This is a genomic window from Mesorhizobium sp. M7A.F.Ca.CA.004.04.2.1 (assembly GCF_004022825.1).
Taxonomy (GTDB): domain Bacteria; phylum Pseudomonadota; class Alphaproteobacteria; order Rhizobiales; family Rhizobiaceae; genus Mesorhizobium.
In genome coordinates this window covers 1-10,753 of sequence record NZ_RZPH01000089.1, presented here as the reverse complement: position 1 = coordinate 10,753, position 10,753 = coordinate 1, and the positions used below count along the sequence as shown (strand labels likewise).

Sequence of the window (10,753 nt, the reverse complement as noted above, 5' to 3'; positions counted from 1 at the left end):
TCCTTTCATCGGTCCGGCTGGACCCCAAACATCGATCAGGACATTTGTGTCAATCAACGTCGAGATCTTCACGCGGCCCCCTCAACCACTCCATGTACTGATCGGTGGTCATGCCTCCCAGATCCAACGTCCCCTCCATCTGGTCGAGGACATCGCTGAACCTGCGCAATTTCTCTTCCTGGGAGAGGTTCTCGTTGACGGCAACCAGCCGAACACCCTCGTCGGTGGCCACGAACTCCACCTCGGAGCCCGGGGCGATGCCCAGACGGTCCCTTATCGGCTTGGGGATTGTGACTTGCCCCTTGGTGGTCACGCGCATGGTAATACCTCTGCGGTATTACTTATCCCTGCAGCGTGAACAAGTCAAGAACATAGCTAGCCGGCCAGCGCCATCCTGTAGGCCACGCTCTGCCGGTGATGCGCGTGGCAGATGGCGATGGCGAGCGCATCAGCGGCATGTTCGGTATCGAAGACGGCTTTCGGCAACAGCACCTTCACCATCATGTGGATCTGCTTCTTGTCGCCATGGCCGACGCCGATCACCGCCTTCTTCACCGCGTTGGGCGCATATTCTGCAACGACAAGCCCCGCACGCGCCGGCACCAGCATGGCGATGCCACGCGCCTGGCCGAGCTTCAGCGTTGCCACCGCGTCCTTGTTGACGAAGGTCTGTTCGACCGCCGCCTCGTGCGGCATCGCGCTGTGCAGGATTTCGGCGAGCCCGTCATGCAGCTGGCACAGCCGCGTTGCCAGCGCCGCCTTGTCGTCGGACTTCACAGTGCCGGAAGCAATGAAGCGCAGCGAATTGCCGAGGCTTTCGACGATGCCCCAGCCGGTGCGCCGAAGCCCAGGATCGATACCGATGATGCGAATCGCTTCCGCCATTTGCCGAGTTTACCTCCGGCCCACAGCGATGCCAGCGAAATGTGAACAAACCGGAAACAGAAGACGGACCGAGGTCTAACCCCGAGCGAAAGCCGTGTTGAGCAGGCTGATCTGGTCGGAAACCGGATTGAGGCGGCGAGCCATCGGTTGCATGTCGACCAAGGCGCTCGAGCCATAGATCTCCTCGTCCATGCGGCGCACCAGTGCTTGCAGGCGCAGCGAGCGGGTGACGAGATCGAGGAAATCCTCGGGCAACTCGGCCCAGCCGGCGGCTTCGTCATGGGCGGAAGCGGTGTCGAGACGCACCTTGGACTTTTCCGACGCGACCTGGTCGCGGGTCATCTCGCCGGAATTGGCGGCGCGCTGCAAAAGCAGCCAGGACGCAACCTGCATCAGCCTGGTGGTCAGCCGCATCGATTCGGCCGCATAGAGCGTGGCGCCCAGCCGCGACAGTTTCTTTGCCTCGGCCCGGCCCTTGCCGTCGAGATATTCGGCGGCCTGTTCGACCAGGCCCATGCCTTCCTGGTAAAGCGGCTTGAAGGATTGCGAGAAAACCCGGCGCTCCGCCAGCTTGACGGTTTTCGCACTGCCCTTCGAAGGCTCGTTCATTGATACGCCCCTGCACTTGCAACCGGCCGATTCGGCTCCCTGCCGATACACCCGGAACCCTATCTGACTGAAGCTTGAAAATGCGCTTCGTCACCGGCGAAGGCAAGCACATGTTTAACAGAAGGTTAACGGCGAGCCGCCATTGGGCGGCCCCGCTGAGACGCGGACAAAAAGGGAAATGAAGACAAAAAAAGAGCCGCGGATAAGGCGGCTCTCAGGAGTTTAACAGGGAGGCGTCAAACAAAGTGGCTCCAACCACTCGGTAAGAATCCAGATCACTGGATGAACATAGTAAACACCTGTAAAGCTTAATGAAGCCTTAACGGCGCGGATGTTTTTTGACCGAACGCCGCCATACTGTGCCGTAACAGGACAGCATCTCCTGCGTTAGGCTAGCTCAGGCTGTCCTCCAGATCGCCGGCACAGCCTCACCTTACCCCAGGTCCAGCTCAGGCCGTCTTCCAGATCGCCGGCAAGGCGATGAAGGCGAACAGCAGCATGGCTGCGTAGAAGCCCATCGAGGAGGCCGCCACCAGCGGTTCGATCGCGGCATTGCCGGCAAGCAGGAAGTAGAGGCCGATCAGCAGGCCGATGCCGCTGATTGCGGTCAGCCAGAAATGAACGGTGGCGAGTGTCTTTTGCCCGATGGCAGGGAACAAATGGTAGAAGAAGGCGAAGACCGCCGACATCAGCCATCCAGCCACCATTGTGTGGGCGTGAGTCGGCATCTGACCGTGATCCTGGCTGATCGACATGTGCAGGCCGAGCGCCATGCCGCACAGCGAATAGATGACGGCCAGTGTGAAGAAATTCCGTGCTACCCCTTGCATGTCTGTCCCCCGAATTGCCTTTTCCCGTTGTGGGAATGGGTTGATCGTCAGGCGATTGTTGTCGCCACCGGGCTCCCGGCGTTAAGCGCGTTAGCATCGGCGATGTTTCCGGACGATGTCGCGCCAACCCCCTCCCGACGATTCGTACATTAGCAGGAAATCAGATAGCGCGTTCACTATCTCAGCCGCTTCTTCATTGCCTGAAACAGATCCGGGTTTTTCGCGACATCGTTCCGAAACAGGCGCCACGCTAAACGCCCGCTCCTCTGACGGCCGGCGCAAATCAGCGCCGCCGCAACCTGACCGGAACACTGCAGGAGCAACCCATGGACTGGTACTCGATCGTCAAATTCCTCCACGTCACTACCGCCATTCTGTGGGTCGGAGGCGGCTTCGTGCTGTTCCTGCTGGGCATGCTTGCCGAGCGGGCGGGCAACATAGAGGAAAAACTGCAGGCAATGCGCGCCAGCGGTCAGCTGGGCGGCAGGTTCTTCGCGCCGATGTCGATGCTGACGCTGATTTTCGGCCTCATCATGTGCTGGTTCTGGGTCGGCTTCTCCGACCTGTGGATCCTCATCGGCCTGGCCGGCTACGCCACGACCTTTTCGATCGGCATGTTCATCTTCAAACCGACCGGCGAGCGCATGGGCGCAATGATCGCCAAAGAGGGCGTCACACCAGAGGTTCTTGCCATCGGCCAGCGTATGATGAGCGCGGCGCGCTTCGACTATGCGGTGATGGTGGTCATCATTGCCGACATGGTGCTCAAGCCGACCGTGCATGACATCGGTATCCTCGCCGGCATGGTGCTGGCCGTCTTGATCGGCGCCACACTGGCCTTTGGCGGCAACCGCCGTCTCGTGCCGAGCGCTGCCTGACCCTGATGACGGGCGGCGGCGCAGCCGCCTTTCTACATCGGACCTGCGATGCCATCCCACAGCAGCTTCAGTGCAACGACCGCGACGGTTGCATAGGTGAAGGGATAGAAGGTTTCCGGCCGCATCCGCCGCACCAGCCAGGCCCCGGCAATGGTCGACAGCGGCGCCAGCGGCATCAGCACCGCCGATGCCGTCAGATTGGCGGTGTCGAACTGGCCGAGCGCGAAATAGGGCACCAGCTTCAGCGCATTGGTGGCGGCAAAGAAGATCGCGGCGGTGCCCGATAGAACCTTCGGATCGAGCCGGATCGGCAAGGCATAGACCTGGAAGGGCGGGCCGCCGACATGGGCTACGAAGCTGGTGAACCCGGCGACCGTGCCCCAGACCGCGGCGGCGACGCGGTTGGGCGCGGCAGCGTGATCGGCGCCATGGCGGAACTGCAGATAGAGCCAGCGCAGGACGAAGATGATGGCGACGGCGCCGACGATCAGCCGCACCGCCTCTTCGGTGACCAGTGCCGCCGTCAGCCAGCCAAGGCCGATGCCGATGACGGCGCCCGGCATCATGTCGACCAGCATCTTTCTGTTATAAACGCCCCACCATGTCCATACCGAGACGATGTCCATCAGGCACAGGATCGGCAGCAGGATGGCCGCCGCCTGCACCGGCGGCATGGTCAGCGCCATCAGCGGCACGCCGACGAAACCGACGGCGCCGCCAAAGCCCCCCTTGGACAGGCCGACCAGAAAGACCGCCGGAATGGCAGCCGCATAGAACCACGGATCGAGAAGCAGGCCTGACATGGGAGGGGGGACTGGTCCGGAGGGAAAGCGGGTCGACGCTTGAATAGCCCAGAATGCCCGGCGGAGCGACAGCAAATATGAGCGTGGCGGCGGCACACTCGGCCGACGCCGGCCAGTGCCTAGCGCCGAGCCGAGACCAGCAGGAACATCGGCCGCTCGAGCTCTTCCGCCAGTTCCGGCTTGGCTGCGATTTGCGCATCGGTCGGCCGGAATTCCTCGACATGGCCGATGGTGAAGCCGGACCGGATCAGTGCGTTGAGGGTGGTGCCGATCGTGCGGTGATGTTTCACCACGCCCTTGGCCAGCCAGTCGGTGCTGCGCGGTCCTGCCACCAGATATTGGTCGACAGGCCACGTCTTGCGGCCTTCGCTATCGATCACCCAGCCGGGTTTGGTCGGCGCCATGAAGATCGGATGTTCCGTCGAAAAGACGAAACGCCCGCCAGGCGCCAGGGCCCGATGCACGGTCCCGAACAGACGCGACACATCCTCGACATAGTGCAAGGCGAGCGAGCTGTAGACGAGATCGAAGCTGGCTTCCGGCAGGCTGAGCCGATCGAGATCGGCCGTCTCATAGCTTATGCCAGCATCGGGGCCGGCGGCCCTTGCCCGGGCAAGCATCTTCTCCGACAGATCCAGGCCAAGCACCTGCGCCGCCCCATGCTCGCGGGCCCAGCGGCAGAACCAGCCGAAGCCGCAGCCGAGATCGACGACCCTCAAGCCGCCGACATCGGGCAGCATGGCGCGCAGTGCCGGCCACTCGGCGGCACCCTCCAGCCCTTCGACCGAACGGCCGAGCTGGCTGTAGCCTGCGAAGAAATCCTCACGGTCGTATATATTCTGCGCCATGGTTCCGGCCTCGTTTGGGCCGGCACACTAACCAACCGGCCGCCGGCTTTCCACCCAACTCGATCAGGAGGCCTGCAAGACCTTTGCCCTATCCCGAGAGGCGGTTGCGTCAAGCGGCGGCGGCCGCCGCCGGATCGGCTGCGCCTTGATAATGGCGGTGCTTGTCTCCGCCTTGTCGGCGATGCGATCGAGAATCCCGTCGAGATCGCCGATCGAGCGCACGAACAGCCGGGCGACGAAACAGTCATCGCCCGTCACCTTGTCGCATTCGCCGAATTCGGGAATTTCCTCGATCAGCTTCTGGACGATGTGCAGCTTGCCCGGCAAAGGCCGGATGCGCACGATCGCCTGCAGGGTATAACCGAGCGCCAGCGGATCGATCTCGACAGTGAACGCTCGGATGACGCCGCGCTCCTCGAGCCGTCGCAGCCGCTCCGAAACGCTTGGCGACGACAGCCCGACCTGGGCGGCCAGTTCCTTCAGCGAGGTCCGTGCATCCTTGACCAGGATTTCAAGGAGATTTCGGTCGAGATCGTCCAGCATCTTTTTCTTTCCCCGATAGTTTGGAGTTTTCTCCTAATATAATTAGGCCAACCGGCCATACGCCCTTTCCAATCAGATGGAAAGCTTCGCGGCAGCATGAGATTATGGCGGCTCAACCGATATGGAGGTTTGTTGTGAACGAAACGGTGCGCGGCACGGTCGAAATGTCAGCCGCAATGGCCATCCTGGGAACGATCGGATGGTTCGTCGTCCTGTCCGGCCAGCCGATCATGGATGTGGTGTTCTGGCGTTGCGCTTTCGGTGCGCTGACGCTGCTCATCATCTGCGCCGGGCTGGGATTGCTGCGCAACAGGCTGTCGCTGCGCATCATCGGCATCGCCGCGCTCGGCGGCGTCGCCATCGTCGTCAACTGGCTGCTGCTGTTCAGCGCATTCTCGCGCGCGTCGATCTCGATCGCCACCGCTGTCTACAACACGCAGCCTTTCATGCTGGTCGGCTTCGGTGCGCTTTTCTTCGCCGAGCGGCTGACCCTGACCAAGCTGACCTGGCTGGCCATCGCCTTCGCCGGCATGGTTCTGATCGTGCAGTCGGCTCCCGATGCCGGCGATATCGGCACGGATTATTTCACCGGCATCGTCATGGCGTTGGGCGCGGCTTTCTTCTGGGCCGTCGCCGCCATCGTCACCAAGAAGCTCAAGGGCACGCCGCCGCACCTCATCGCGCTGATCCAGGTCTGCGTCGGCGTCGTCATGCTGGCGCCTTTCGCCAATCTTGCAGAGCTTCCGGCCGATGCCTGGAGCTGGACCATGCTGGCGACGCTCGGCATCGTCCATACCGGCCTGATGTACATACTGATGTACGGCGCCATCCAGAAGCTGCCGACGCATCTGCAGGGATCGCTGTCCTTCATCTATCCGGTCGTCGCCATCCTGGTCGATGTCGTCGCCTTCGGCCATCGGCTGCATCTGAGTCAGGTCGTCGGCGCCACCGCCATCCTGATCGCCGCCGCCGGCATGAATCTCGGCTGGACGCTGTGGAAGGGCAAACCGCCCGTGGCGAGCCCGCACCCGATCAAATGAAGCGCCCCGCCGGATGCCCGGCGGGTCAAACATCGCGATCCCGGCTGCCCGCCTGTTCAAAGCGGGCACTTTGCTCTATGCCGCAATCCAACCATCTTCGCCCGGCATAGGCGAAACGCGGGACCCGAAGAACCATGAATGAAGCAACGCCCCCCAATCGCTGTCGCATCGTGCTGATCGCGCCGTCCGGCGTGCCGGCGGCCCGTATTGTCGCGGCATTCGATGGCGGCGATGTCGCTTCGCTGATCCTGCCCGAGAACGGCATGGATGAAGCCTCCTTTCAGGCTTTCGCCGAACAGATCGTGCCGGCAGCGCAAGCCGCCGGCGTTGCTGTCATCATCGCCGGCGACACCCGCATAGCCGGCCGCGTCCAGGCCGACGGCATCCATGTCGAGGTCTCCAAGGCCGAACTTGCCGAGACGATCGAGCATTTCCAGGCAAAGATGATGGTCGGCACCGGCGGCGCCAAGACACGTGACGACGCGCTCGAGCTTGGCGAGACGCGGCCAGACTACATCTTCTTCGGCCGCTTCGGTTACGACAACAAGCCCGAACCGCACCCGCGCAACCTGTCGCTCGGCGCATGGTGGGCGGACATGATCCAGATCCCTTGCATCGTCATGGCCGGATCCGACATCGCCTCGGTCGAAGCGGTGGGCGCCACCGGCGCTGAATTCGTGGCGCTGTCGAGCGCCGTGTTTGCCGACGGCACCGATCCCAGGACAGCGGTCGCCACCGCCAACGCGCTGCTCGACGAGACCGCGCCGCGCTTCGAGGACTGAAATGTCCTCGGCGACGCTTCCCCTCCAGGCTCTGCTTGCGGTGCTGATGGTCCAGGCTGCCGCCGCGGAGACCATCCCCCTGCCGCAGCCCAAGCCGGAAATCGGCGTCCACACCGACAAGCCGATCGACAAGCCGTTGCCGCAGCCCGCTACCACGGCCGAGCCCGCGCCGCTGCCGTCGGCCGACACGGTCAATCCCGACCGCTTCGGCGCAAAACCCGCCGACGCGGCCTATGGCGCCTTCCAGCGCGGTCTCTACAAGACAGCTTACAATCTGGCATTGGTCCGGGCGCAAAACGGCGATCCGGCGGCGCAGACCTTGGTGGCCGAGATCCTGTCGCGGGGGCTCGGTGTGCCGGTCAATTCGGCGCAAGCGGCGAAATGGTACGCGCTGGCCGCCGAACAGGGTGTGCCGGAATCGCAGTTCCAGTATGCGCTGATGCTGCTCGACGGCCGCTACGTCAAAAAGGATGGAAAAGAGGCCTACGCCTTGATGCAGGCCGCCGCCGAAGCCGGCAACCGGCTGGCGCAATTCAATTTCGCGCAGATGCTGGTCCAGCAGGACCCCGGCGACGCCGGCATGGCCAAGGCGGTTTCCTACTATGAGCGCGCCGCCGCGACCGGCCTCGCGGACGCGCAATATGCAATGTCGCAGATCTACGCCAACGGTGTCGGTGGCAAGCCACGTGACGACGCCCAGGCAAGGCGCCTGCTGGCGCAGGCCGCAAGGCAGAACTACGACACCGCGCAGATCGATCTCGCCGCCTGGATGATCGAAGGCCGCGGCGGTGCGCGCGACCTGAAATCCGCCTTCGGCTGGATGAAGCAGGCGGCGGAGGGCGGCAATGTCGCCGCCCAGAACCGCCTGGCCAAGCTCTATATGCAAGGCATCGGCACTGATCCGGACCTTGTGCTTGCCGGCGCCTGGTACGTCGTCGCCCGCCGTGCCGGCCTCATCGACCCACAGATGGACGACTTCCTGCAGGGGCTGGACGACGACCAGACCAAGCAGGCGCTGCAGAAGGCCAACCGGCTGCCTTGACGGCGGTTCTCGCGGTCATCGCAAGTGTAACCTCGGCTCCCCTCGCCTGGCACCGACCTGCCCGCTCCCTTGCCTCTTCTGGCGATTTGTGGTCTTGGGAGCCCGAAATCGCTTTCCCAGCGAACATCCATACCGACGGCGTGGCCGTTGGCATCATTCCGGATCATCTCATCATGGCCAAGATCAATGGCAACGAAATCCGTCCCGGCTATGTCATCGAGCATGATGGCGGGCTTTGGGTGGCGGTCAGGACCAACACCGTCAAGCCCGGCAAGGGCGGCGCCTACAATCAGGTCGAACTGAAGAACCTCATCAACGGCACCAAGCTCAACGAGCGCTTCCGCTCGGCCGAGACCGTCGAACAGATCCGGCTCGACCTGAAGGATTTTTCCTTCCTTTACGCGCAGGAAGACGCACTGGTGTTCATGGACACCCAGAGCTACGAGCAGCTCGAATTGAACAAGGACTTCGTCGGCGATCGCGCCGCCTTCCTGCAGGACGGCATGATGGTGACGGTCCAGCTCTACGAAGAGCGGCCGATCGGCATTTCGCTGCCCGACTATGTGACGCTGACCATCACCGAGGCCGACCCGGTGGTGAAGGGTCAGACGGCGGCATCGTCCTACAAGCCGGCGATCCTGGAGAACGGCATCCGCGTCCTGGTGCCGCCCTTCATCGGCGCCGGCGAGCGCATCATCGTCGACACCAACGAAATCACTTACGTGCGCCGCGCCGACTGACGCATGTCGCCCAGAAGTGGCCGGGTTCCGGGTCACCGACATGCATCGAGGCAGAATTTAAAGCGCAGCACCGGGAAAAAGCACTATGGCACGCTCAGCCCTTCTCAACGTCATGGTCCAGGCCGCAATGAAGGCCGGCCGCTCGCTGTCGCGCGACTTCGGCGAGGTGCAGAACCTGCAGGTCTCGATGAAGGGCCCCGGCGATTATGTCAGCCAGGCCGACCGCAAGGCAGAGGACATCGTCTTTGCCGAATTGTCCAAGGCTCGGCCCGGCTATTCCTTCCTGATGGAAGAGCGCGGCGTGGTTGAAGGCGACGACGGCCAGCATCGCTGGATCGTCGACCCGCTCGACGGCACCACCAATTTCCTGCACGGCATTCCGCTCTTTGCCGTTTCGATCGCGCTGGAGCGCCAGGGCCAGATCGTCGCCGGCGTCATCTACAATCCGGCGATGGACGAACTCTACACCTGCGAACGCGGGGGCGGCGCCTTCATGAACGACCGCCGCTTGCGCGTCGCCGGCCGCATCAAGCTGGTCGACACCGTGATCGGCTGCGGCATGCCGCATCTCGGCCGCGGCCACCACGGCAATTTCCTGGTCGAACTGCGCAATGTCATGGCCGAGGTTTCCGGCGTCCGCCGCCTCGGCTCCGCATCGCTCGATCTCGCCTATGTCGCCGCCGGCCGCATGGATGGCTTCTGGGAAACCGGCCTGTCGGCCTGGGACATCGCCGCCGGGCTGCTTTTGATCCGCGAGGCGGGCGGCTTCGTCTCCGACATGGATGGCGGCCAGGACATGCTCGACAACGGCTCGGTCGTCGCCGGCAACGAGATCATCCAGCGCGCTTTGCTGAAGGTCGTGAAGAAGCCGCTCTCCTCCCGCTGACAGCCACGCCGCGCTGATGCGCCGCAGTCGCAAAACCGCAATGGAAGCTTGAAATACTGCCCGGCATGCGCCCAAATTGAAGGGCGCGGTGCAGGAACCCGGCTTAGTGAGAGACAACCAACCCTACCCCGATATCCCGTTCATCGGACGCTGGCACTATTCGCGTGCCGAGATGATCGCAGACGGTATCGTCCACGCGGTCGGCATCGTGCTGGCGATCGCGGCAGGGTCGGCACTGCTGGCGCTGGCGGCGTTTCGTGTCGGACCTGGCGAATACATCGCCGCCGCCTTCTACGTGGTTTCGCTGCTCACCGTGCTCTCGGTGTCGATGACCTACAATCTGTGGCCGGTGTCGTCGCCGGCAAAATGGGTGTTGCGGCGTTTCGACCACGCCGCGATCTATCTGCTGATCGCCGCGACCTATACGCCTTTCCTGGCGCAGCTCGAAGGCTCGCCGCTGGCGCGCTGGATGATCGTGCTGGTCTGGGCCGCGGCAGTGCTGGGTATTGCCATCAAGGTGTTCTTTCCCGGCCGTTTCGACCGGCTGGCGATCGGTTTCTATCTCGCCATCGGCTGGAGCGGCATCATCCTGGTCAAGCCACTTGTCCAGACGCTGCCGACGACATCGATAGCGCTGATCGTCGCAGGCGGCATCGTCTACTCCTGCGGCGTCATCTTCTTCGCCTGGAAGGGGCTGCGCTTCCACAACGCGCTGTGGCACGGTTTCGTCGTCACCGGCGCCGGCCTGCATCTGGCCGCCATGGTCGACTGTCTGGTCATCAATCGCCTCTGACATTCTCGACGCGGCAATATTGCCAAGCGCCATTCAATTTGGTCACAATTCCGTTTAGAGTCGCGGTTTACGTG

At 63.1% G+C, this 10,753-nt stretch carries 14 protein-coding genes; 7 read left to right on the top strand and 7 right to left on the bottom strand.

All coding sequences use genetic code 11. From position 1 onward, the window contains the following. Positions 1-49 precede the first annotated feature (49 nt). The 4 genes from EN893_RS06595 to EN893_RS06580 form a co-directional block, all read right to left on the bottom strand. Entirely contained in the window at positions 50-319 is a 270-nt protein-coding gene (locus EN893_RS06595; RefSeq protein WP_127268490.1) for an AbrB/MazE/SpoVT family DNA-binding domain-containing protein, read from the bottom strand. 56 nt (positions 320-375) lie between these two features. Continuing rightward, entirely contained in the window at positions 376-885 is a 510-nt protein-coding gene (gene ruvC / locus EN893_RS06590) for a crossover junction endodeoxyribonuclease RuvC (RefSeq protein WP_127268489.1), read from the bottom strand. Positions 886-960: 75 nt separating this feature from the next. Then, complete coding sequence (locus EN893_RS06585; RefSeq protein ID WP_127268488.1) at positions 961-1,494, bottom strand: DUF1465 family protein; 534 nt, start codon at positions 1,492-1,494, stop codon at positions 961-963. A gap of 449 nt (positions 1,495-1,943) precedes the next feature. Further along, on the bottom strand, positions 1,944-2,324 hold the full coding sequence (locus EN893_RS06580; protein WP_127268487.1) for a hypothetical protein: 381 nt from the start codon (positions 2,322-2,324) through the stop codon (positions 1,944-1,946). A 326-nt stretch (positions 2,325-2,650) separates the two neighbouring features. On the opposite strand from EN893_RS06580, the gene EN893_RS06575 reads away from it, so the two are divergent. Then, the gene (locus EN893_RS06575) at positions 2,651-3,202 is read left to right on the top strand and encodes a DUF2269 family protein (protein WP_127268486.1); all 552 of its coding nucleotides are present in this window, start codon (positions 2,651-2,653) and stop codon (positions 3,200-3,202) included. A 32-nt stretch (positions 3,203-3,234) separates the two neighbouring features. Here EN893_RS06575 and EN893_RS06570 read toward each other — a convergent pair whose 3' ends face one another. The 3 genes from EN893_RS06570 to EN893_RS06560 form a co-directional block, all read right to left on the bottom strand. Further along, entirely contained in the window at positions 3,235-4,005 is a 771-nt protein-coding gene (locus EN893_RS06570; protein ID WP_127268485.1) for a sulfite exporter TauE/SafE family protein, read from the bottom strand. 119 nt (positions 4,006-4,124) lie between these two features. Then, the gene (locus EN893_RS06565) at positions 4,125-4,853 is read right to left on the bottom strand and encodes a class I SAM-dependent methyltransferase (protein ID WP_127268484.1); all 729 of its coding nucleotides are present in this window, start codon (positions 4,851-4,853) and stop codon (positions 4,125-4,127) included. A 63-nt stretch (positions 4,854-4,916) separates the two neighbouring features. Beyond that, the gene (locus tag EN893_RS06560; RefSeq protein ID WP_127268483.1) at positions 4,917-5,396 is read right to left on the bottom strand and encodes an Lrp/AsnC family transcriptional regulator; all 480 of its coding nucleotides are present in this window, start codon (positions 5,394-5,396) and stop codon (positions 4,917-4,919) included. Between the two features lie 134 nt (positions 5,397-5,530). Here EN893_RS06560 and EN893_RS06555 point away from each other — a divergent pair, with 134 nt between their 5' ends. The 6 genes from EN893_RS06555 (at position 5,531) to EN893_RS06530 (ending at position 10,679) form a co-directional block, all read left to right on the top strand. Beyond that, positions 5,531-6,436: a DMT family transporter gene (locus EN893_RS06555; RefSeq protein WP_127268482.1), complete on the top strand. Its 906-nt coding sequence runs from the start codon at positions 5,531-5,533 to the stop codon at positions 6,434-6,436. Positions 6,437-6,570: 134 nt separating this feature from the next. Beyond that, entirely contained in the window at positions 6,571-7,218 is a 648-nt protein-coding gene (locus EN893_RS06550; protein WP_127272276.1) for a thiamine phosphate synthase, read from the top strand. Position 7,219: 1 nt separating this feature from the next. After that, entirely contained in the window at positions 7,220-8,260 is a 1,041-nt protein-coding gene (locus EN893_RS06545; protein ID WP_127270840.1) for a tetratricopeptide repeat protein, read from the top strand. 173 nt (positions 8,261-8,433) lie between these two features. Further along, complete coding sequence (efp, locus tag EN893_RS06540; protein ID WP_013529127.1) at positions 8,434-9,000, top strand: elongation factor P; 567 nt, start codon at positions 8,434-8,436, stop codon at positions 8,998-9,000. Positions 9,001-9,085: 85 nt separating this feature from the next. Continuing rightward, complete coding sequence (locus EN893_RS06535; protein ID WP_013529126.1) at positions 9,086-9,886, top strand: inositol monophosphatase family protein; 801 nt, start codon at positions 9,086-9,088, stop codon at positions 9,884-9,886. A 106-nt stretch (positions 9,887-9,992) separates the two neighbouring features. After that, positions 9,993-10,679, top strand: a complete 687-nt coding sequence (locus EN893_RS06530) for a hemolysin III family protein (protein WP_164748660.1) — start codon at positions 9,993-9,995, stop codon at positions 10,677-10,679. Positions 10,680-10,753 lie beyond the last annotated feature (74 nt).